We start from the raw sequence: 22,523 nt of genomic DNA, 5'->3' as shown, positions 1-22,523 counted from the left end.
CGCTTTAGGCGGTCAGGCCGTACCGCGCCAGCATCCAGATACCCATTGCGATCATCGCGAGATTCTCGCTCAGCGAGACGAAGCCCAGCGGCACGTTGCTGCCGCCGCCGACGCAGGCGCATTTGATCTCGCGCTTCTGCACGTAGACCGCGTAGAACACGCTGCCCGCACCGACCGTGCCGATGAACAATGCGATCGGGATCGAGAGCCAGGGCAGCAGATGCCCGGCCATCAGGATCGCTGTCGTCGCCTCGAGGAACGGATAGGCATAGGCATAGGGCACGAAGCGGCGGCCAAGCTGGTCGTAGCCGACGAACATGGTCGAGAACTGCTCGACATCCTGCAGTTTGAGCATGGCCAGCATCGCCATCGAGAAGGCGATGAACCATTCCGCCGTGCGCAACACCAGCGGCGTGCCGAAGCTCCAGATCGCTAGCGAGACCGCCAGCCCCAGCGCGACCGCGAATACTGCGAGCACGGGCTGGTAGCTGGTCTCGCCATCGTCCTTCACCTTGCGGTCGAAGAACGCCCGCAACGCGTCGTATCCGCCGATCCGCTTTCCAGCGATGAAGGTTTGCGGGGTGGTGGGTACGTCGTGCTGGGCCTTGAAGGCGTCGGTTTCCTCACGCGTGGTGAGGTGATGGTCCTCGACCGCATAGCCCTCGCTTTCGAGCAGCCATTTGGACTTGGTGCCATAGGGACAGACATGCTTGTCCATCACCATGCGATAGAGGACCGCATTTTTTGGCTCCGTCATCGAGCGCGGCCGATTACTGACCCGGCACGTCGGGCTTCATGTCGCCCGAAGTCAGATGCGGGATCACGCGATAGCGCGATGTGACCAGGCTGAAGAGCCCGAAGAAGAATAGTCCGATCGCCACCAGCGAATAGAGAATGCCATCATCGCTGAGGCTCACGATCGCATCGCCGAGGCCCTTGACCTGATCCGACGACGAGAACCACGCGGCCTGCACCAGCGACCACCCGATCAACGCGAACACGACGGCGCGTGCGGCATGGCCGGCACGGCCGATATGGCAGACCCAGCCCGGAGCACGGCCGCTGATACGCTTCATGAAGCCGAGGTCCCACGCCTTCTTGGCCTGCATGATGCCGCCAACGAGGAAACCGAGGCCGATGAGGCCGAGCACGATTCCGCCCAGATCGTAGGAGAGAACGGTGCTGGCACGCTCCTGCGTCCCGCCACCGCCACCCGATCGCTGGCCTGCGGCTGCGTACTGGAATGCGGCATAGGCAAGGAAGCTGTGGGCCACGCCCGATGCGACGTCTCCGACCCTCTTGAGCACGCCCTTGGTGTCGTCGTCGCGATTATAGATGTTCGCGATGCCGGAAAGGAATTTGTAGATCGCGTAGGCGAGCATGCCCAGCGCGATCACGTAGAGGAGCGGTTCACCGAACGGCACCCCTTCGAGCATGTCGAACACACCGGTCGAGCCTTCGCTCGCCTGGCCACCGCTTCCCGTGGACAAGGCGAGATAGCCCAGCAGCATGTAGGTGACACCGCGCGCGGCATAACCGAGACGTACGAGCCAGCTGAATTTTTCCGATTTATCGACCATTGTCTTCCCCTTGTTTTGCAAGCCTAACGGCAGGGAAGGGGGAAGCGTTCCGCACGAAAGCTCAGTCTGCTTGTTTGATGGCTGGGAAGAGCGCGTCGTACGGGCCGTCGCCCTGCGGACTACGCGGCAGGCCTATCAGCTTGCGCACTAGCGGAGCGAGCGCCGTGTTGTCGACCACCGGCAAGGTCACGCCTTCGCGAAAGGCGGGTCCGCTGGCGACGAAGACCGCCTGCATTTCGGTCGCGAAATTGTCGTAGCCGTGATTGCCGCCGCTCCAGCGCGCTTCGGATGCCTTGGGGGTTATCGACCAGCCTGTTTCGGCAAGGCAGAAATAGGGCGGGATGCGATCGTTGGTTCCGTACTTGTATCGGGCGGGGATCGCATCTTTCGGCCAGCAGGTCATATGGTCGTGATCGGCGAGGATCGCGGCGCGGAACGCGTTTTCCTGACCCGGCAGCGGTTCGAAGGTCGCGAAGGCTCCGGCATCGATCAGGCGATAGAGCGACGCATCGACGATATCGTCGAGCACAACCACGCGGTGCGAACTGGTCGCGGCCATGCCATGGTCGGAGACGATGACGATGTTGGCAGGCTGGCCGAGGATTTGCAGGCCTTCGACCAACATGGAGATATGCGCGTCGACATCGCGCACGGCTGCGTTGAGCTCTTCGCTATCGGGGCCACCCTTGTGGCCGGCGGTATCGACGGTGTCGAAGTAAAGCGTGACGAATTCGGGCCGGATCTCCGCCGGTCGCCGCAGCCAGTCGAGCACGGCGTTGACGCGCTGGGTGTTCGAGACCTGCATCGAGAATTGCTGCCAATCACTCGGCAGTACGCCATCGGTGACGGCGCCGAAAGGCTGGGCGGTGCCGCCCCATGGCACGGCCGATCCGGGCCAGAACATTGCAGCGCTGCGGATACCCGCTTCCTCCGCTTCGACCCACACCGGCTTGGCCGCGCTCCACCAAAAGGGATCGAGCGTCGCCATGGTGAAGACCTCGTCCGGGCGGGCCTTGTCTTCCATCCTGTTGGCGGTGATGCCGTGATGGTCAGGCACAAGACCGGTCACCAGCGTCCAGTGGTTGGGGAAGGTCTTGCTGGGAAAGGACGGGCGCATTGCCGTGCGCACGCCGGTTTGCGCGAGGCCCGATATGGTCGGCGTGATCCCGCGATCGAGATAGGATGGATGGAACCCGTCGATCGAAATGAGGATCGTGACCGGTGCGCGCTGTTCGGCTGGTGCCGACTGCGAGGCGGATGCGGGTTCCGCATTCAATGCAGGTGCGCAGGCCTGCAGCAGAGGAGCCGCGAGAAGGGCGAGGGCAGCGGCGAAATAGCGCATCGTAGGAACTCTCGATTCAGGCCGGGGGCAGGCATTCAGGAAGGTGGCGGAGGCACGCTCTGCCAGCGTTTCATGACACCGCGATGATATCGCGCGCCTGCCAGAAGCGGCAATTCGCGATCAGGCAATCGTCAGATTTGCCGGGCCAGCTTCCACGACCGCGCTGGCACGTTTCGACAAGGTGCCGCCCGGGGTGGAGACCTTGTCGAGCACCATGAAATCGGTGCGCCAGGCTTCGGCAGTAACGTCGCAGACCCCGTAGCCGCGCTGGTCGTTGATGAATTGCAGCTGGGGATTGTTGGCCAGGATGCGATCGCTTCCGGGCCGCTGGTCCTGTCCGTCACCACCGCTGGTGATCGACGTAACGACACATTCGGCTGCCACTGGCGTGTCACCAGAAAGCAGGAGGCCCGCGTAGTTCTGGTGCTCGTCCCCGGTCAGCACCACGGCGTTCGGGACATTCTCGAGCCGCTTCATCAACCGCTTGCGTGGGACGTCATAGCCAGCCCAGCTATCGAGGTTGTAGGCCCGCTCGGGCTGGTCGTCATAGGTGCGCCGGTTGAGCGGCATCATCATGACCTGTTGTGCGATCCCGTTCCAGCGGGTGTCGCTGCGCATCAAATTATCGTCGAGCCAGCGCTCCTGCGCCTGGCCAAGAACTTGCGCATCCTTGTCGTAGACGCCCTCGCAAGGCGTGACGCCCCAGCGGTCGTCGCAGGGCTGGTTGCTGCGGAAGCTGCGCGTGTCGAGGACATTGATGGCGGCGAGACTGCCGAAGGTCAGCTGGCGGTTGGCAAGGATCAGCGGACCATTCGGGATCATCGAGCGGCGCACCGGCATGTTCTCGTACCAGGCCTGCATCGCCGCCTGACGGCGCAGCGCGAAGATTTCGGGCGGTACGGAGGGATCCTGCGAGAAATCCTGCACCCAGTTGTTCTGCACTTCGTGATCGTCGAAGGTCGGCACGACGGCATGCGCCGAACGGGCGGCCTGCAGATCGAGATCGAGCAGGTATTGGGCATAGTGCTCGCGATAATCGTCGACCGAATAGAGCTCTCTCAGGCGATGCTCGCGAACCTTGGGCACGGGCAGCCGCTTCGGCCCGTAATTGTAGTCATAGGCGTATTCGTAGATGAAATCGCCATAGTGGTAGACGAAGGCGAGATCATCGTCCTGCGCCAGTTCGCGATAGGCGGTGTAATAGCCGCTTTCGTAGTGCTGGCACCCGCACACACCGAAGCGTAGCCGGTCGACAGAAGCGCCGGCCGCGGGAAGCGTGCGCGCGCGCCCGGTCAGCGACCGGTCACTGCCGACCACGAAGCGATACCAATAGGGCCGGTCGCTCTTCAGTCCCGCGAGTTCGACGTGGACGCTGTGGCCCAGCTCGGGCCGCGCGAGCGCTTCTCCTTTGGCCACGACATTGCGGAACCGGTCGTCTTCGGCGACTTCCCATTGCACCGGCAGTGCCGAACTCGGAGCGCCTGCGTGCTGCTCGAAAGGCTCGGGCGCGATCCGCGTCCAGATCACGAAGCCGTCACTGCTCGGATCACCCGCTGCGACACCGAGCTTGAACGGATATTCGCGGAACCAGCTTTGCGCCTGCAGGATATGCGGCGCACCGATCGTGCTGACGGCAAGTCCGGCGGCGGCTGACTGGATCAGCTTGCGGCGGGTAATCATGATCTGCGAAACCTCATTCTTGGCAGCGCGGGACGCTGGCTTGGATGATCTTCAGACGTTGAACTTGAACAGCATGATGTCGCCGTCCTGCACGGGATACTCCTTGCCTTCCTGGCGCAATTTGCCCGCGTCGCGCGCGGCACTTTCGCCACCGAGTTCGACGTAGTCGTCGAAGGCAATGGTCTCGGCGCGGATGAAGCCGCGTTCGAAATCGGTGTGGATCTCGCCCGCAGCCTGCGGAGCCTTTGCTCCGGCGGGAAAAGTCCAGGCGCGCGCTTCCTTGGGACCGACGGTGAAGAAGGTCTGCAGGCCGAGCAGGCGATAGCCCGCGGCGATGATGCGGTTGAGGCCGCTTTCGGTGAGTCCGAGCTCGGACAGATACTCGGCGCGTTCCTCGCCTTCCATGGCGACCAGTTCGGCCTCGATCGCAGCGGAAACGATCACCGCTTGCGCCCCTTCGGCCTCGGCCTTGGCGAACACCTTGTCGGACAGCTCGTTACCCTTGGCAGCGTCTTCTTCGGCGACATTGCAGACATAAAGCACCGGCTTGGCGGTGAGCAGCTGGGCCTGTTCCAACAGGCGCGCTTCCTCGTCATCGCCCGGTTCGACGAGGCGGGCGGGCTTGCCGTCCTTCAGCAGTTCGAGCGCCTGGCCTAGCACGCTGACGAGAGCCTTGGCTTCCTTGTCGCCACCGGTCGCCCGACGCTTGGCGTTCTCGACCCGCTTTTCGAGGCTTTCGAGATCGGCCAGCAGCAATTCGGTTTCCACGACTTCGGCATCGGCCAGCGGATCGACCTTGTTCGAGACGTGCTGGATGTCGTCATCCTCGAAGCAGCGCAGCACATGGACGATCGCGTCGACCTCGCGAATATTGGCGAGGAACTGGTTGCCGAGGCCTTCGCCCTTGCTCGCGCCTTTCACCAGCCCAGCGATATCGACGAAGGCGAGCTGGGTCGGGATGATCTTGGCCGAGCCGCCGATCGCGGCGATTTTATCGAGTCGATCGTCGGGCACCGAAACCTGTCCGACATTGGGCTCGATCGTGCAGAAAGGATAGTTCGCGGCCTGCGCGGCCTGCGTTTCGGTAAGCGCGTTGAACAGGGTCGATTTGCCGACGTTTGGCAGTCCGACGATGCCGCATTTGAAACCCATGGGAATTTCCTAATATTTGGGCGATAGTGGTTGCGCAGCCGCTTAGACGGCACAGCTTGGAATTGCCAGACGGGGGACGAGATGAAGGTTCGGATTTTGATTGCGGCGAGTGCGCTGGCGCTCGCGTCGTGCGGAAGCGATGCCGGAGAGGATCTGAGCGCAGGCCAGGCCGCGTACGATGCCGGTAATTTCGACCAGGCGCGCACGAATCTCGTCGCCGCGCTCAAGCAGGACCGTAAAAACCCCGTCGTGGTCGAACTGCTGGCGCGGACGTATCTCGAGCTCGGCGATGGCGATCGGGCAAAAAGGCAGTTGGACAACCTCGCAAAGCTCGAAGACGTGCCGGAGGACTACCCGTTTCTGATGGCACAAGCGCAGCTCGACCGCGGGCAACCGGAACTCGCATTGGAAGCGATCCAGGGAGAGGAAAGCGCGAAAGCCTATCACCTCCGGGCGCAGATCCAGATCGCCGAAGGCGATTATGACGAGGCGCGTGATACGATGCGGGCCGGGCTCGATCGGCCGGGCGAGAAGGGCGGGCTCTATGCCGATTACGCACTGTTTCGCTTGGGCGACGAAGAGATCGGGGACGCCGCGCGCTATGCCGCCATGGCCAAGAAATCCGCGCCCGACGCGTCGCGAACGTATCTCGCGGTTGGCAATGTCGCCGTGGCGCAAGACCGCTTCGACGACGCGATTGCCGAGCTGAAAGAGGGCGTCGATCGCTATCCGCGCGATCTGGAACTGCTTTACGGCCTCGCGCGCGCCTATGGCCTGAGCGGCCGGAATGAAGAACTTGCCGCCTTGCTCGACGATGCGAAGCCCCGCGTCGGCGGGAGCATGGAATTTACGGTCATGCGGGCGCGGCTCGCCGGAGATCGCGAGAATTGGGAAGAGGTGCGCAGCCTGCTGCAGCCGATCGAGAGCGATCTCGATAACCTGCCGTCCGACAATTTCCTTTATATCACCGCGCTGGACAAACTCGGCCAGACCGAGCTCGCCTTTAACCGTCTGCAGCGTCTGGTACGGCGATTCCCCGGCAATCAGGACGCCGAAGCGATGCTCGCCCAGCTGGAAAACCAGCTGGGCTGAGCGATCGACATCACGCCATTGCCGACAGCGTATTCCCAGACTTGAACGCAACCGGGGCCGGGCTCTCTCATGAGAACCCGGCCCCGGTCATAATCCCTAGTGGGATCGCAGCTTATTCGTCGTCCTTGCGGCGACGGCGGCGCGTGTGCGCGGCGCCTGCACCGATCGCGGCCAGCCCGAAGAGGCCGAGCATGCTCGGTTCCGGCACCGAAGTCGGCGGCGGGGGAGGCGGCGGCGGCGGGGGCGGCGGCGGAGGGGGCGGAGGCGGAGGCGGCGTGTGCCCGCACCATTTGCTATGGTTATGGCTTCCACCCCAGTCACCCCACCAGGTCGCGTGGGCCGGAGAGGCCGCGACCGTCGAAGCGACGACGGCGAAGCTGACGGCGATCGCAGTCTTCTTCATTGTGTATCCCCCTATCAAAGCGGTTCGGTTAAACTTACCCAGGTCCTACGCAAGCCGTGTGCCAAACGAGGGTTTCTGCGGGTTCCGATGGTTAAGTTGGCTTGGTTAACGGCGCGTTTGTCATTTTTCCCGACAAGCCGATGTCCCGAAACGGCACGGTTTGACAATAACCAAATATTTCGATCATCGAAGTATGCGCAAAGCATGAAAATTCGTTCGACTCATCTCGTTCCGGCCCTTGCCGCTCTGGCGCTGGTCGCTTGCTCGGCCGATCCGGCCGACCGTTTCGCGCGCGCGCAGGATGCCTTCGAGAACCATCGCTACGACGAGGCACGGCTCGATCTGGTCTCAGGGCTCAAGGACCGGCCGGGCGATGTCGCCATGCTCGACATGCTGGCACGGACGCAGCTGGCGCTTGGCGACGGCGAGGGGGCGCATGCAAGTCTCGAACGACTCGAGGCCGCCGATGGGCTGCCCGGCGATGCGCCGCTGTTGTTCGGCGAGGCCGCATTGCTTCGGCGGCAATTCGATGAAGCGATCGAACATGTCGCACCCGAGAAAAGCGCGGAAGCATGGCGAATCCGCGCGGTTGCGCGTGTGGGCAAAGGTGAACTTGCCGAGGCCGGCAAGGCGTTCGGAGAGGGTGCCGCGCGCGACGATGCCACGTCGCGCCTGTTGGCCGACTATGCCATCTTCGCGCTCGGCAACGGTGCGTTGGCTCGGGCGCGGGAGTTGGTCGACCGGGCGCTCGAGGTCGAACCCGATGGGCTCGATGCGCAACTCGCGCAGGGTCGGGTGGCAATCGCCGAGGGGGATCTCGGGGTCGCGCTTACGGCGTATGATTCGGCGCTCAAGCGGTATCCGGACAATCCGACCGCGCTCATAGGCAAGGCAGGCGTGCTGGGCGATCTCGGCTCTTTCGACGAGGCAGAGGCGCTGATCGGGGATGCGGCCGGGCGAATGTCCAATAGTTCGGACATCGTGTATCTGCGCGCCCGTTTGGCGGGAGCGCGCGGCGATTGGGCGAAGGCCCGCGACATCATCCAGTCGAACGAGCGAGCACTCGCCGACCGCGACGACGCGCAGATCCTCTACGGCGAAGCGCTGGTCGAGCTGGAGCGTTATGAATTGGCCAGGGCGACCTTGCAACCGGTTCTGCGACGGCAGCCGCGCAACGCCTATGCCCGCCGACTGATGGCGCGCGCGAAACTCGGCAGCGGCGATGCAGGATCGGCGCTGGCGACGATCGGGCCGCTTGCCGATCGCGCCGAAGCCTCGCAAGCCGATCTCGCACTGGCCGCTCGCGCTGCGCAAGAGACCGGATCGGCCAAGGCAAAAGCGTATCGCGATCGCGCGCGCGTTCCCTCGCCGGCAAGCCTCGCGGCAGAAGTCGCGACCGCCGACGCTGCGATGAAAGCGGGCAACTGGCGCGAGGCGATCTCGGCTTACGAACGGATCATCGCCGCAACGGGCGAGGAGAACGTGCTGGTTCTCAACAATTTCGCCTTTGCCCTGGGCCAGTCGGGCAACCCGAAGCGGGGCCTCCAATACGCGCGGCGCGCTCTTGCCATGGCGCCCGAGAACCCGTCGGTGCTCGATACGGTGGGCTGGTTGCTGATTGAGACAGGGGGTGACCGTGACGAGGCGATCCGGCTATTGGAAAAGGCAGCCAAGCTAGCCCCGCGCAATCGCGCCATTGCCGACCATTTGCGCCAGGCAAAAGCGCGCTAAGCGACCCTACGAAAAAGGCGCCCCTTCCATCTGGAGAGGGCGCCCGGTTCTTGTCGAACGAATGGTGGACCTAGGCGGCGATGGCCCGCCGACGGCGGCGCATCACGCCGATGCCGCACAATGCGAGCCCGAACAGGCCGAGCATGCCCGGTTCGGGCACCTGGGTGCCGCCGGTGCTGCTGCTGGACGTGGTGACCTTGCCCGACGCCGAACCATCTCCGTTCACGCCCTGATAGCGGACGAAGAAGTCCGACAGGGTGATCGCGGGATTAGGGTTAGCGAAGTAGAGTGCAAAGGCGCCGGTGCCGGACTGACCGTTCTGCAGGCCGTCCTTGCCCGAACCGGCGCCGGCGCAAGAGCCGCCCTTCTTGGCCTTGAAGCAGACATCGACCTGGCCGATCTGGTTCGGATAGCGTCCGTCCAGCTGCGCGAAATCGAACGTGCCGCTGGCGTCGACACCGGTGATGTCCGGATCGACGTCGAAGGCGAAACCCGTCAGCGTGCCGGTCGACGTGGTCGACGTGTTTTCCGCGTCGTAGCCGAAATTGTAGGTCTGCCCGTCGTCCGAGATGCCGAGCAGCGTGAAGCTGATTTGCGAGGTAAGCCCCTCGATCGTGTCGTCGCCATCGGTGTAGCCATCGAAATCGAACGAGAATGTCGTGCCGATATCGTCCTCACCCAGAGTGATGGGATCGGCCAATGCCGGGGTGGTCGTCGCCATGGCAATCATGGCAAGCGTGGCGGCAAACAGTTTGCGAAACATCGAGAGACCCTGAAACAGAAAAAAGCTTTATTGCCCGGACATTAGCACAAACCATGCCAATCCCGCACTTCCGCCAGTTCCGTGTCGGATACGCGTTGGTTAACGCGCCATTTGTAATAATTTCCGACGTTTAGTCGTACACCGCCCTGATCCACGGGCCGGCGGCGCTTTCGCCCAGCCAGTCGAGCTGCGTTTTGCGGCTGACCTCGTTGATCGCGGTCTGCGGGATGAAGCGCGGATGCACCGCGCGGCGGAGGGGGCGGGTGCCTGGCGGCATGGCGATGATCTCTGCGATCGCGCGCGGGATATCGTCGACATCGGTGTCGCGTCCATCACCGGTCTCGGTTCCCATCCGGGCAATCATGGCGGGATAGCCCTCGGCATGCTCGGGGGAAATGCGGGCTTTCAGGGCGTTGTTGTAGCGATTGCGGTTCTTCCAGATCTCGGTCGGATAACCGCCGGGCTCGATGATGGTGACCTCGATCCCGTGCGGCACGAGCTCGTAGGCGAGCTGCTCGCTCATCGCCTCGACCGCGAACTTGGTCGCGGAGTAATGGCCCGCACCCGGCGCGATCACGCGGCCGAGTTGCGAGGAGATGTTGAATATCTGTCCGCTTCCCCTTGCTCGCATCGCCGGAAGCACCGCTCGCGCCATGCGGTGATAGCCGAACACATTGGTATCGAAGGCGAGTTGCATCGCCTCCATGTCCTGCACCTCGACCGGCCCGGTGATCCCGATCCCGGCATTGTTGACGAGCACGTCGAGCGCGCCGCCGGAATCCCGTTCGGCTTGGCGGACCGCATCCTCGATTTCGTAATCGTACAGCACATCGAGCCGCAGCACCGCGAGGTCGAGCCCCTCGTTTTCGGCAATCGCCATCAGTTCCTCGGCTTCGGGCCGCGGGGTGTTGCGCATCGTCGCAAAGACCTTCGCCCCGGCCCTCGCGTAATACAGCGCTCCGGCATAGCCGAACCCCGACGAGCAGCCGGTGATCAGGATCGACTTGCCCGAAAGGTCCGGCTCGGCCTGCGCCAGCTTGGCGGCAAGCGGCACCGAAGTGGCGAGGGCGGCTCCGGCGGCAGTGCCGGCGAGCAACGAGCGGCGGGTGATGGGGGGCATGACGGTCTCCTCTCTTCGGGAGCCTAGCGCGCCGGGGCCAAAATGCGAAGAGCCGCGTGGATGCGGCAAAGGAGCGCCGCTTAGGACATCGTCACGATGATCGTGATGACCAGCGCGCCATAGAGGATATCGAGCAGGATCATCGCGCGCAGGGCCTTTGCGATGGTCGGCGCGCGCAGGGCGCGGGCGATCGGCCAAGCCGCTACCGCCAGGAAGGCCAGCAGGACGATCACCTCGATCCAACCGTCGCGGCCGGTCTCCAGCACGTCGAAATGGAGGAAGGTGAAGAATGCGATCAGCACCAGCGCGCTCGTGCCGCCGAGCGAGAAGCGGCGGCTCTGCATGAACCATTCATCGAGCGACACGCGATCGTCCGCGCGCTCGGGAAACACGAATGAAGCCGCGACGTAGAACACGATCGTGAAGACGAGCCCGGCGAAAATGAGCCCGGCATTGACCACGACCTGCTCGCGCAATTGCCAGAAAGTTTCGATCATCAGCGCGCTGAGAAACAGCACGAAGAGCAGCAAGAGCGGGGTGAGGCGACCAAGCGAAATCTGATCCCGACGGCGCAAGGCCAAGGATATCCCCTGCGCTAGTTCGGTCAGCGCGAGGCCCACCGGGATGGCGAGGAACAGGCAGACGTAATCGAATTCGGTCATCCCTGCATCCGCAATGCAACGTCGTTCATGAAGCGCACGTCATCGCCATCGGCCAGCCAACCGGCCTCTGCGCCGATGGACGCGAGCATGTCGGACAGTCCGTCGATCTCGGGCTTGGCGTAATTGCCCAGCACATGGCCGTGGACGCGATCCTTGTGGCCGGGATGTCCGATCCCGAGCCGCACGCGGCGGAAATCGGGGCCGAGGTGGTTGGCGATCGAGCGCAGCCCGTTGTGCCCGGCATGGCCGCCGCCCTGCTTCACCTTGACCTTAAACGGGGCGAGGTCGAGCTCGTCGTGGAACACGGTGAGGGCCTCGGGGCCCAGCTTGTAGAAGCGGATTGCCTCGCCGACGCTGCGGCCGCTTTCGTTCATGAACGTCGCGGGCTTCAGCAGCAAAACCTTCTCGCGCCCAACGCGGCCTTCCTGGACCCAGCCGGAGAATTTCTTCTGCACCGGTCCGAAGCCATGGATTTCGGCAATCGCATCCATCGCCATGAAGCCGACATTGTGCCGGTGCATCGCATATTGCGGTCCGGGATTTCCAAGGCCTGTCCAGATTTGCATTCAGCCTCCCTAATCTGCACTCGCGCAAAAGCAAAACGCCGGGCTCCACGAGGGAACCCGGCGCCTTGGTGATTGCTTGCAGAAAGCCGAGCTTATTCGCTCTTGTCTTCCTGTTCCTGAGCGGCGTCGTCGTCCGGACCCTGTTCGGTCGCGGCGGTTTCGCCCGGCTCCATGCCTTCGCCCGTCTGGTCTTCCTCGTCGCCTTCGGCGCCTTCGGATTTCTTGAGCGCGGACGGAGCGACCAGCGTGGCGATGGTGAAGTCGCGATCGGTGATCGCGCTTTCGCTACCCTCGGGCAGCTTCACTTCGCTGATGTGGATCGAGTCGCCGACTTCCTTGCCTTCGACGTCGATTTCGATCTCGCTCGGGATCGCGTCCATGTCGCAGATGAGTTCGAGCTCGTGACGGACCACGTTCAGAACGCCGCCCTTCTTGAGACCCGGCGAACCGGCTTCGTTGACGAACACGACCGGCACTTCGACTTCGACCTTCGCACCCTTGGCGAGGCGATAGAAATCGGCGTGGACCGGACGATCGGAAACGGGGTCGAGCGCAACGTCCTTGGGGAGCGTCTTCAGCTTCTTGCCGCCGAGTTCGATCGTGACGATCGAGTTCATCAAGTGCCCGGTATCCAGCAGGCGGACCAGTTCCTTGGCCTCGACGTGGATCGGGGTGGGTTCTTCCTTGCCGCCATAGATCACGGCGGGGACACGGCCTTCGCGACGCAGTGCACGGGAGGCTCCCTTGCCAGCCCGTTCGCGCGTCTCGGCCGGCAGGGTCAGAGCGTCGCTCATATCAATGCCTTTCGAAATGCATATGTGTGTTATCCGGTCTCGCCACGCCTCCAGGGATGACCATGGCTCCGGAAGGGCGCGCTCCTAGCGTGCGGGGCGCAAAAAGCAAGCGTTTACCCTACTGAACGCGGCGAACCGTCCAGCCACGCGCGGCGAGCAGGGCGGGAAGGCCGTCCTCGCCCGCCAGATGCGCCGCACCCACGGCGACGAAGGGGCGCTTGCCGGCGCGCATCATTTCTTCGACCTTGCGCACCCACGCGGCATTGCGGCGAACCAGTAGCGCGTCGCGCAATTCGGGGTCGGCGAGCAGGCCGGTGCGGGATTCGGCTGCGATGGCATCCATATCGCCCCGCGCCCACGCCGTCGCGAGACGGCGATCGTCCATCTCTTCATCCTCGTGCGCCACGACAAGTGCGAGCATGTCGCGCTGCTCGCGTTCGGGAAGCGTATCGAAGATGAGCAATTGGGTCCGTGCGCCTTCCAGATCGCGAACAGGCAAGTCGGTCTGTGCCAGCAGCGCCCTGTCTATGCCGTTCTCGGAACTGCCCGTGTCGGACATGGCTTGCGCGAGGGTCAGCGCCACTGCCCACGTCTCCGTCGCGGCGAACTGTTCTTCCGTCAGGCCAGCGGTCGCAAGCTTCCCCAGCAGGGCATCGCGCCGCTCGGGCGGCACACGCAGGGAGAGGGCCGGCTCGGGGCCCGAATGCGCCAGCTCGGTGAAGATTGCTGCGACCGCGCCGCGCTCGGTGATCTCGCTGGCCTCCACGACCATCAGCTTGGATGCGCGCAGCGCCTCGTCCACGGCGGCGGTGCGCCATTTCACCGGCTCCCATAATTGGTGGATCGTCGCGAACAGATAGCCGCGCTCGCCATCCGGGCCGCGAACTTCCCATAAAGCCGGTGTCACCGCCTGGTGCCCTTCGGCCTGGCGCGCTTGCTGCCCGGAATCGCAGGCAGCGATCCCGAGCAGCAGAAGTATCGAGAGGAGAGCGCGTATCACGCCTTCCCTTATTGCACGCGCGTTACGGAAATCCCACGCTTTTGGAGGAAGTCCTGCACGCTGTCCTGTCCGGCGAGATGGCCTGCGCCCACCGCGATGAAAACGGTACCGGGCTCATCCATGCGATCGTCGATCCAGACAGACCAACGCTCGTTCCGGTCGATCAGGAGGCGCTTGTAAAGCACCGGGTCACCGAAGCTCTGCTTGATCAGGGCCGCAATCGCGTCGACATCGCCCTCGCGCCATTCGCCGAGGATGTCGGTCATCACTGTGCCCACTTCGTCGAAATCGTCGATGATCGACATCAGGTATTCGACCTGTACGTCCTGCGGCAGGGTGTCGAAGAAATCGATCTGCTCTTCGACGGTTTCGAGACCTTCCGCGTCGATCTCGCGCGCGTCGAAAATCGCATCGATCTTGGCTTCGCCCCCTTCTTCGGGGTTCCAGCCCTCCTTCATCAGCGGCAGCATCGACAGGGTGACGGCCACCATCCACGGTTCGACCTGGTCGAAGGCTTCGACCGGGGCGCCGAGGCCGGTGACCACCGCCTCGTAACGCGCACGCTGATCGTCATCGAGCAGGCTGCGCAGCGTGGTGCCGTCGGTAAAGACGCCCCGCTGGCCCATCGTCGCGCCGAGCGCGGCTTCGTCGATCTCGCCCAGTTCGGTTACGAGTTCGTCGGATGCGCCCATCGCGTCTCCGATCACACCGCTTTCCCAGTCGATGCCTTCGGGCAGCAGGTGGACCGTACCGAACAGATAGATCGTGGTGTCGTCGTCGGACACTCGCCACAAGGCGGGGGTCGCCTTCTGGGCTGCCGCTTCGGCCTGGGGCTCGGCAGCAGCCGCATCCTGCGCGATCGCCGGGCCGGCAAAGGCGAGGGAAGCGGCCATGACGAGGCCGGTAGCGGCGGTATTGAGCAGTTTTTTCATCGTGTTTCTCCTAGCTGTAGTCATCTTCGAAAATTGTCTCGACGGGAAGCTCGAAAAGGCGCGCGATCTTGAAAGCGAGGCCAAGCGAGGGATCGTGCTTGCCGGTTTCGATGGCGTTGATGGCCTGCCGGGATACGTCGAGCTCGCGGGCCAGATCAGCTTGGCTCCACTCGCGCTCGGCGCGCAGGACGCGGAGGCGGTTCTTCATGCGGCGCCCGTGCCGCGCACGCGAGCAAAGGCAAAGCCGAGGTGGAACGCCAACGCAGCGAGAACCATTACGAGATATCCGTCGACCGGAACTCTCAATGCATCGTCTGTAATGCTAGGCGCGCCTACGCCTGCGGCGAATGTGCCGACCGAATAACCACCGTGATACACCGCGAGGATAGCGCTCGCCGACAGATATAGGGCAATGACCGCCATCCCCCATCTCAGGCCTACATGACGGAGGGCATTGAAATGTTCGTCGAGGCGAGTGCTGAAGATAAGAACAAATAGACATGCGCCCACCGTCATCAACGCCGCTCCAGTGAGCAGGAGAGGTGCTTCCACGGCATAGCACCCGAGCAGGATCAGGTTGGCGCCAAGGCCCAACCAGGCGGTAAAAAGGGCGGCGGAAGTCTCGCGCGCCGAAGATGCCTGGAATTCGAACATCACATCTATTTCTCCATGTCAGGTATGCGTGACTATATGTCGTGATTCGCTGACTATGTCAATACAACCTGACAATATGACATGAGCTGGTGACATTCGGCGTAGTTTTTCACGCGCGGATTGATTCTCTGCCACCCCTGCGCCATTGCGCGCGTCACGATGAACACGCCGATCCAACGCGACCCGAAACACAGTTTTCAGGACATGATCCTCGCGCTCCACGATTTCTGGAGCGCGCAGGGCTGTGTGATCCTCCAACCCTATGACATGCGGATGGGGGCGGGCACGTTCCACACCGCGACTACGCTGCGCGCGCTGGGGCCCGAGCCGTGGAACGCGGCGTTCGTCCAACCATGCCGCCGGCCGACCGACGGTCGCTATGGCGAGAATCCCAACCGGCTGCAGCATTACTACCAGTATCAGGTGATCCTGAAGCCGAGCCCGCCCGACATCCAGGACCTCTATCTGGAGTCGCTGCGCGTGATCGGGATCGATCCGCTCAAGCATGACATCCGCTTTGTCGAGGATGACTGGGAAAGCCCGACGCTCGGCGCCTGGGGCCTGGGCTGGGAAGTCTGGTGCGACGGGATGGAAGTCACCCAGTTCACCTATTTCCAGCAGATGGGCGGGTTCGACTGCAAGCCGGTGGCTGGCGAACTGACTTACGGGCTCGAACGCTTGGCGATGTATATCCAGGGCGTCGATAGCGTCTACGATCTCGCCTTCAACGATCGCGGCGTATCCTACGGCGACGTCTTCCTCGAGAACGAGAAGCAGATGTCGAAGTGGAACTTCGAAGTCGCCGAGACCGACGCGCTGTTCGACCTGTTCAACAAGGCCGAGGCCGAGTGTCGGAACGCGCTCGCCAACGACGTGCCGATTGCCGCCTACGAACAGGCGGTCGAGGCCAGCCATATCTTCAACCTGCTGCAGGCGCGCGGCGTGATCAGCGTGCAGGAACGCGCCAGCTACATGGGCCGCGTCCGCGATCTCGCGCGCGGCAGCTGCGAAGCGCATATGGCCAAGGAAGCGCCCGCCTGGGCCGAGAAATATCCGGAGTGGTCGAAATGATCTCTGCCAGTCCTAAACCGTACTTCGTCACCCCCGCGCAGGCGGGGGTCCAGATAACCTCCCTTGCGCGCGCCACAGCCCTTATCTGGGCCCCTGCCTGCGCAGGGGCGACGGAGGCGGCGAATGTCTGATTTCCTCTTCGAACTGCGCAGCGAAGAAATCCCCGCCCGCATGCAGGCGGGCGCGCGCGCCGAACTCGAAAAGCTGTTCCGCCGCGAAATGGATGCCGCCGGTGTCCAGGCGGGCGATATCACCGTCTGGTCGACCCCGCGCCGCCTCGCGCTCATCGCGCGCGGGCTGCCGCTGGCGACCGAGGCTGTCAGCGAAGAGCTGAAGGGCCCGCCCGTCGGCGCGCCTGATCAGGCGATCGACGGTTTCTGCCGCAAGGCGGGGGTCGACAAGGGCCAGCTCGAAACGCGCGATGTGAAGGGCAGGGCGACCTATTTCGCGGTCAAGAACGTACCCGGCCGCGCGACAGCGGACCTGCTAGCCGAAGCGATCCCCGCGATTATCCGCGACTTTTCATGGCCCAAGTCGATGCGCTGGGGCGGTGCCTCGATCAGCACCGAATCCTTGCGCTGGGTGCGCCCGCTGTCGGGCATCGTTGCGCTGCTCGGCGACGAAGTGGTCGATTGCGAAGTGCACGGTGTCAAGAGTGGCCGGACAACTGTGGGGCATCGCTTCCATGGCATCCGGAAATCCGATCCGAAGTCGCGCAATTTCGGGCTACCGTTCGAGATTTTCAAAGACAAGAATCCGACTGTTCTGAACAGCAACGGCATGCTCGAAATCGGCAATGTCGATGATTACGAACGCAAGCTGGCCGATGCGCATGTTATCGTGAACCACAAGCTTCGTGAGGACGAGATCAGGATCGGAGCGAGAGCCGCTGCGCTGGGTGCCAGCCTTAAGCTGGTCGAGGACGAGGGGCTGGTGATCGAGAATGCGGGGCTGACCGAATGGCCGGTCCCGCTGCTCGGCCGGTTCGAGGAGGATTTCCTCGAGGTCCCGCCCGAGACGATCCAGCTCACCGCGCGCGTCAACCAGAAGTACTTCGTTTGCGAGGACGAAAAGGGCGAACTCGCCAACGCCTTCATCTGCACCGCCAATATCGAGGCGGAGGATGGCGGCGCGCGCGTGGTCGAAGGCAACCGCAAGGTCCTCGCCGCGCGCCTCGCCGATGCGCGCTTCTTCTGGGATGTCGATCGCAAGAAGACCCTCGAAGAGCACGCCGAGGGGCTGAAGCGGATCACCTTCCACGAGAAGTTGGGCACCGTCGCCGACAAGGTCGATCGCGTAGCCAAGCTCGCCCGCTGGCTGGTCGAAGAGGGGATTGTCACCGATACTCCCCTCCCCGGTGGGGAGGGGCCGGGGGTGGGGGTTCCCACCTCGCAGGCGTCGAACACCCTCACCCAACCCTCTCCCTCACGGGAGAGGGCTTCTTTGGCCGACATGGCCGAGCAGGCCGCGCGGCTATGCAAGGCCGACCTCGTGACCGAGATGGTCGGCGAATTTCCCGAGCTGCAAGGGCTGATGGGTGGCTACTACGCCCGCGCCGAGGGCCTGCCCGATGCCGTTGCCGACGCGATCCGCGATCACTACAAGCCGGTCGGGCAGGGCGACGATGTGCCGAATGCTCCGGTAACTGTGGCGGTAAGTCTGGCGGACAAACTGGATACTTTGGTGTCGTTCTTTGTCATCAAAGAGCGACCGACAGGATCGAAAGATCCGTTTGCTCTGCGGCGCGCGGCTCTGGGTGTTATCGAACTCATCCTCCAGAATAACCTGCGGATCGAGATCGACTACGCGACTGCAAGAGCGGCTAACCGCGTCTTCAGGCAGCAAAAATATCGCGAAGATTTCGAAGCATGGTTCGCTGAACATAATAACGCTGAGCTATATCGCGCAGTACCCGATTTCTTTGTCGACCGCCTTAAGGTTCAGCAGCGCGACGCGGGTGTCCGGCATGATCTCATCGATGCGGTTTTCGGGCTCGCCGAGCGCAAGGACGAAATCGTCGGAAACCTCGCCCGCGTCCACGCGCTCCAGTCCTTCATGGACACCGATGACGGTACCAATCTGCTCGCAGGCTACAAGCGCGCGGCCAATATCCTTAAGAAAGAGGACTGGCACGGGATCGAGGGCGAGATCGCGCAAACCGGCGAGGAAGATCCGCTCGCGCTGGTCGACGATCCTGGCATGAAGGACGTGATTGCGGCCAAGATGCGCGAGAAGCACGCCGCCGCGCTTTCCTACACGCCCGAAAAGGCGGAAAAGGCGCTGATCGATGCGCTCGGCGAGGCCGAACCGCGCGTGGCCGAGGCAATCGAAGCGGAAGATTTCGCTGCCGCCATGTCCGCGCTGGCGAGCTTGCGCGCGCCGATCGATGCGTTTTTCGAGGAGGTGACGGTCAATGACGACGACAAGGCCAAGCGCGCCCATCGTCTCGACCTGCTCGCCCGCTTCCGCGACGCCGTTCACCGCGTCGCCGATTTCTCCCGGATCGAGGGCTGAATTCTTAACCCTGAACAGTGTAACATCCGGTCCATGCTTAAGCTGAGGTTCCAGTAATATGAACAAGACGGTCTACCCCTTCGGAGGCAAAGCCGACCATTCGGACCCCCGTCAGAAGGACAAGACCGTCACCGGCGGCAAGGGTCGCAACCTGGCCGAAATGGCCAGCATCGGCCTCCCGGTGCCCCCGGGCTTCACGATCACGACCGAGGAATGCCTGCGCTATCTCGAGCAGGGTGGCGACTTCACGCCCGAACTGCGCGATGCCGTTCGCGAAGCGCTCGCCCATATCGAGACGACCGTCGGCAAGACGCTCGGCGATGCGAGCGATCCGCTGCTCGTTTCGGTGCGCTCGGGCGCGGCGATCTCGATGCCGGGGATGATGGACACGGTCCTCAATCTCGGGCTCAACGACGAAACGGTGCAGGGGCTTGCGGCGACGTCGGGCGATGCGCGCTTCGCGTGGGACAGCTATCGCCGTTTCATCCAGATGTACTCGGACGTAGTCCTCGGCCTCGATCACGGCCTGTTCGAGGAAGCGCTGGAAATCGCGAAGGAAGACAAGGGTTTCTTCGAAGATACCGAGATGTCGTCTGAAGACTGGCAGGCGCTGGTCGATGAATTCAAGACGATCGTCTCGCGCGAACAGGACGCCCCGTTCCCGCAGGATCCGCACGAGCAGCTATGGGGTGCGATCCGCGCCGTGTTCGACAGCTGGGAAACCGAGCGCGCGCGCACCTATCGCCGCTTGAACGACATCCCGCACGACATGGGCACCGCCGTGAACGTGCAGGCGATGGTGTTCGGCAATATGGGCGATACCAGCGCGACCGGCGTTGCCTTCACCCGCGATCCCTCGACCGGCGAGCGCGCCTATTACGGCGAATACCTGATCAATGCGCAGGGCGAGGACGTCGTCGCCGGCATCCGCACCCCGCGCTATCTGACGAAGGCCGCGCGCGAAGCCGCCGGCGCCGAGCCCGCCTCGATGGAAGAGGCTATGCCCGAAGCCTATGGCGAGCTCGCCCGCGTGTTCGACCTGCTCGAGAAGCACTATCGCGACATGCAGGACATCGAGTTCACCGTGGAACGCGGCCAGCTCTGGATGCTGCAGACCCGCACCGGCAAGCGCACCGCCAAGGCCGCGCTCAAGATCGCGGTCGAGATGGAAGGCGAAGGCCTGATCGAGCGCAACGAGGCAGTCGCGCGGATCGATCCGATGGCGCTTGACCAGTTGCTTCATCCCACGCTCGATCCCGCAGCGAAGCGCGATGTCGTGGCCAAGGGCCTGCCGGCATCGCCAGGCGCGGCCTCGGGCAAGATCGCGCTCGATGCCGATACGGCCGAACGCTGGGCGCATGGCGGCGATGACGTCATCCTGGTGCGGGTCGAGACCAGCCCCGAGGACATTCACGGCATGCACGCAGCACGCGGTATCCTCACCGCACGTGGCGGCATGACGTCACACGCGGCGGTAGTCGCGCGCGGCATGGGTCGTCCCTGCGTGTCGGGTGCGGCCGGGGTGCGGATCGATAACGCTGCGCGCACGCTCGAGATCGGCGGTCGCGGCTTTGCCGAAGGTGACGTCGTGACGCTCGATGGCGGTACGGGCGAAGTCATGGCGGGCGAGGTCGCCCGGATCGAACCAGAGCTGGTCGGCGATTTCGCCACCGTGATGGAGTGGGCCGACGCGTCGCGGCGCATGCGCGTGCGCGCCAATGCCGAGACGCCCGAGGATTGCCGCACCGCCCGCGGCTTCGGCGCCGAAGGTATAGGCCTGTGCCGGACCGAGCATATGTTCTTCGATGCCTCGCGCATCGCCGCGGTGCGCGAGATGATCCTCGCCGAGGACGAGGCCGGCCGCCGCGCCGCGCTCGAAAAGCTGCTGCCCGAACAGCGCTCCGATTTCGAAGCGATCTTCGAGGTGATGGCAGGGCTCCCGGTCACGATCCGCCTGCTCGATCCGCCGCTGCACGAGTTCCTGCCGCAGAAGGAAGCCGATTACGACGAGGTCGCCCGGGCGACCGGCCATTCGGTCGACCGGCTGAAGCGGCGCGCGAGCGAGCTGCACGAATTCAACCCGATGCTCGGCCATCGCGGCTGCCGCCTGGGGATCACCTTCCCCGAAATCTACGAGATGCAGGCACGCGCGATCTTCGAAGCGGCCTGTGCGGTGAAGCAGGGCTCGGGCGACGCGCCGCTGCCCGAAGTGATGATCCCGCTTGCCGCCACCAGGCGCGAAGTCGCGATCCTCAAGGCGCTGGTCGATCGCGTCGCCAAGGACGTGTTCGAAGAGCAGGGCTGCAAGCTCGACTACCTCGTCGGCACGATGATCGAACTGCCGCGCGCCGCGCTGGCGGCCGGTGACATCGCCGAGGATGCGGCGTTCTTCAGCTTCGGCACCAACGACCTCACGCAGACGGCGCTGGGCGTTTCACGCGACGATGCGGCCAAATTCCTCGGCGAATATGTCGATCGCGGCATCTATGCGCGCGACCCGTTCGTCAGCATCGATGTCGACGGGGTGGGCGAACTGGTGCGTATCGGTGTCGAGCGTGGGCGCGCCACCCGGGGCGACATCAAGCTCGGCATTTGCGGCGAGCATGGCGGTGATCCGGCGAGCATCGGCTTCTGCGAGGAAGTGGGCCTCGATTACGTCAGTGCCTCGCCCTATCGCGTGCCGATCGCGCGGCTCGCTGCGGCGCAGGCAGCGATTGCACAGAATGACTAGCGCCGGCGTCCGCTGAGGGTGATTATCTCGAACCTCTCCAATAGCTTGCCTTCGCTATCGGAGAGTTCGTCGAACTTTGCCCGGGCCCTTGTCAATGCGGCCTTGCCAAGCGGCGGACCCGGTTCTGCGAGCACGTTCGACAGTCCCAGCGCGCGCAGGTCGCCCACCAGGCGTCCGAGCGACGAGTACCGTACGGGGAGCGAGTGGCCGTCCACCACCGGATCGGCGAAGCCCGCGCGCTGGAGCAATTGCGCCCCGCTGCGGATGTCGACCATCGGATGGAGCCGCGGGGCAGGGCGCTCACCATCGGCGGCGTGCATGATCGCGCGCAGCCGCTCGAGACTGCCTGCACCGACGAAGCTGGCGATCATCAAACCGCCCGGCGCCAGCGCCTCGCGCAAGTGCACCAGAGCGCCGGGCAGATCGTTGACTGTGTCGAGCGTGCCGAGGCTGGCGATGAAATCGTGCCCGCCGGCGGGGAAGGGTCGCTCCTCGTCGAAGCCGTCGGCCGGATCGACCGAACGCGCCCCTGGCAAAACCTGTGCGAGCCGCCCGGTGCGATCGCCGATGATCAGCGCATTGCCCGGTTCATGTCGGATGAAGGCGAGCCGCTCGATCACTTCATCGACCATGTCGTCGAGCACATATGAAGCGGTGGCCGGATCGGCGCGGCGACGCGCGGCCATCCGGCGGGCGGGGGAAAAAATCGTGGGAACCTGTCGTTCGGCCATACGGC

General features: G+C 63.8%; 21 protein-coding genes. 5 read left to right on the top strand and 16 right to left on the bottom strand.

Features of this window, described 5'->3' with window-relative positions; all coding sequences use genetic code 11:
• Positions 1–4: 4 nt before the first annotated feature.
• The 5 genes from GRI68_RS05265 to ychF form a co-directional block, all read right to left on the bottom strand.
• Positions 5–757 (bottom strand): MauE/DoxX family redox-associated membrane protein, encoded by a 753-nt coding sequence (locus GRI68_RS05265; RefSeq protein WP_160616266.1) that lies wholly within the window; start codon positions 755–757, stop codon positions 5–7.
• Between the two features lie 13 nt (positions 758–770).
• Positions 771–1,580, bottom strand: coding sequence for a DUF1206 domain-containing protein (locus GRI68_RS05260; RefSeq protein WP_160616265.1), 810 nt, complete (start codon positions 1,578–1,580; stop codon positions 771–773).
• 61 nt (positions 1,581–1,641) lie between these two features.
• On the bottom strand, positions 1,642–2,922 hold the full coding sequence (locus tag GRI68_RS05255) for an alkaline phosphatase family protein (RefSeq protein WP_160616264.1): 1,281 nt from the start codon (positions 2,920–2,922) through the stop codon (positions 1,642–1,644).
• A 120-nt stretch (positions 2,923–3,042) separates the two neighbouring features.
• Positions 3,043–4,602, bottom strand: a complete 1,560-nt coding sequence (locus GRI68_RS05250; RefSeq protein ID WP_160616263.1) for an alkaline phosphatase D family protein — start codon at positions 4,600–4,602, stop codon at positions 3,043–3,045.
• Positions 4,603–4,653: 51 nt separating this feature from the next.
• Complete coding sequence (gene ychF, locus GRI68_RS05245; RefSeq protein ID WP_160616262.1) at positions 4,654–5,754, bottom strand: redox-regulated ATPase YchF; 1,101 nt, start codon at positions 5,752–5,754, stop codon at positions 4,654–4,656.
• Between the two features lie 81 nt (positions 5,755–5,835).
• Between ychF and GRI68_RS05240 the strand changes: the two genes are divergently transcribed.
• Entirely contained in the window at positions 5,836–6,846 is a 1,011-nt protein-coding gene (locus GRI68_RS05240) for a tetratricopeptide repeat protein (protein WP_160616261.1), read from the top strand.
• Positions 6,847–6,958: 112 nt separating this feature from the next.
• Here the strand turns inward: GRI68_RS05240 and GRI68_RS05235 are convergent, their stop codons facing one another.
• Positions 6,959–7,249: a PEP-CTERM sorting domain-containing protein gene (locus tag GRI68_RS05235; protein ID WP_160616260.1), complete on the bottom strand. Its 291-nt coding sequence runs from the start codon at positions 7,247–7,249 to the stop codon at positions 6,959–6,961.
• Between the two features lie 204 nt (positions 7,250–7,453).
• On the opposite strand from GRI68_RS05235, the gene GRI68_RS05230 reads away from it, so the two are divergent.
• Entirely contained in the window at positions 7,454–8,980 is a 1,527-nt protein-coding gene (locus GRI68_RS05230; RefSeq protein ID WP_160616259.1) for a tetratricopeptide repeat protein, read from the top strand.
• 70 nt (positions 8,981–9,050) lie between these two features.
• On the opposite strand, the gene GRI68_RS05225 is transcribed toward GRI68_RS05230, so the two are convergent.
• From GRI68_RS05225 to GRI68_RS05185, 9 genes are all read right to left on the bottom strand, one after another.
• Entirely contained in the window at positions 9,051–9,743 is a 693-nt protein-coding gene (locus tag GRI68_RS05225; RefSeq protein ID WP_160616258.1) for a cistern family PEP-CTERM protein, read from the bottom strand.
• 130 nt (positions 9,744–9,873) lie between these two features.
• Positions 9,874–10,863 carry an SDR family oxidoreductase gene (locus GRI68_RS05220; RefSeq protein ID WP_160616257.1) on the bottom strand — a complete coding sequence of 330 codons (990 nt, stop codon included), beginning with the start codon at positions 10,861–10,863 and terminating at the stop codon, positions 9,874–9,876.
• Between the two features lie 80 nt (positions 10,864–10,943).
• Positions 10,944–11,525 (bottom strand): hypothetical protein, encoded by a 582-nt coding sequence (locus GRI68_RS05215; RefSeq protein WP_160616256.1) that lies wholly within the window; start codon positions 11,523–11,525, stop codon positions 10,944–10,946.
• A complete protein-coding gene (gene pth, locus GRI68_RS05210; RefSeq protein ID WP_160616255.1) occupies positions 11,522–12,091 on the bottom strand; it encodes an aminoacyl-tRNA hydrolase in 570 nt (189 codons plus the stop codon). The genes GRI68_RS05215 and pth overlap by 4 nt, the downstream gene beginning before the upstream one ends.
• 92 nt (positions 12,092–12,183) lie before the next feature.
• Positions 12,184–12,885, bottom strand: a complete 702-nt coding sequence (locus tag GRI68_RS05205; protein ID WP_160616254.1) for a 50S ribosomal protein L25/general stress protein Ctc — start codon at positions 12,883–12,885, stop codon at positions 12,184–12,186.
• 118 nt (positions 12,886–13,003) lie between these two features.
• On the bottom strand, positions 13,004–13,885 hold the full coding sequence (locus GRI68_RS05200; protein ID WP_160616253.1) for a TraB/GumN family protein: 882 nt from the start codon (positions 13,883–13,885) through the stop codon (positions 13,004–13,006).
• An 8-nt stretch (positions 13,886–13,893) separates the two neighbouring features.
• Positions 13,894–14,817, bottom strand: a complete 924-nt coding sequence (locus GRI68_RS05195) for a TraB/GumN family protein (protein WP_234028721.1) — start codon at positions 14,815–14,817, stop codon at positions 13,894–13,896.
• Between the two features lie 10 nt (positions 14,818–14,827).
• The gene (locus GRI68_RS05190; protein ID WP_160616252.1) at positions 14,828–15,025 is read right to left on the bottom strand and encodes a helix-turn-helix transcriptional regulator; all 198 of its coding nucleotides are present in this window, start codon (positions 15,023–15,025) and stop codon (positions 14,828–14,830) included.
• Entirely contained in the window at positions 15,022–15,471 is a 450-nt protein-coding gene (locus GRI68_RS05185) for a hypothetical protein (RefSeq protein ID WP_160616251.1), read from the bottom strand. Before GRI68_RS05185 ends, GRI68_RS05190 begins: the two co-directional genes overlap by 4 nt.
• 159 nt (positions 15,472–15,630) lie before the next feature.
• On the opposite strand from GRI68_RS05185, the gene GRI68_RS05180 reads away from it, so the two are divergent.
• The 3 genes from GRI68_RS05180 (at position 15,631) to ppdK (ending at position 21,787) form a co-directional block, all read left to right on the top strand.
• Positions 15,631–16,542, top strand: a complete 912-nt coding sequence (locus GRI68_RS05180) for a glycine--tRNA ligase subunit alpha (RefSeq protein WP_199799716.1) — start codon at positions 15,631–15,633, stop codon at positions 16,540–16,542.
• A gap of 123 nt (positions 16,543–16,665) precedes the next feature.
• A complete protein-coding gene (gene glyS, locus GRI68_RS05175) occupies positions 16,666–19,056 on the top strand; it encodes a glycine--tRNA ligase subunit beta (RefSeq protein ID WP_160616250.1) in 2,391 nt (796 codons plus the stop codon).
• A gap of 58 nt (positions 19,057–19,114) precedes the next feature.
• Positions 19,115–21,787 carry a pyruvate, phosphate dikinase gene (gene ppdK, locus GRI68_RS05170; RefSeq protein ID WP_160616249.1) on the top strand — a complete coding sequence of 891 codons (2,673 nt, stop codon included), beginning with the start codon at positions 19,115–19,117 and terminating at the stop codon, positions 21,785–21,787.
• On the opposite strand, the gene GRI68_RS05165 is transcribed toward ppdK, so the two are convergent.
• On the bottom strand, positions 21,784–22,518 hold the full coding sequence (locus tag GRI68_RS05165) for a class I SAM-dependent methyltransferase (RefSeq protein WP_160616248.1): 735 nt from the start codon (positions 22,516–22,518) through the stop codon (positions 21,784–21,786). The two genes, ppdK and GRI68_RS05165, sit on opposite strands and share 4 nt — an antisense overlap.
• Between the last annotated feature and the right edge of the window lie 5 nt (positions 22,519–22,523).

The organism is Alteriqipengyuania halimionae (genome assembly GCF_009827575.1).
Lineage (GTDB): Bacteria > Pseudomonadota > Alphaproteobacteria > Sphingomonadales > Sphingomonadaceae > Alteriqipengyuania_A > Alteriqipengyuania_A halimionae.
This window is presented reverse-complemented; position numbering and strand designations above follow the sequence as displayed.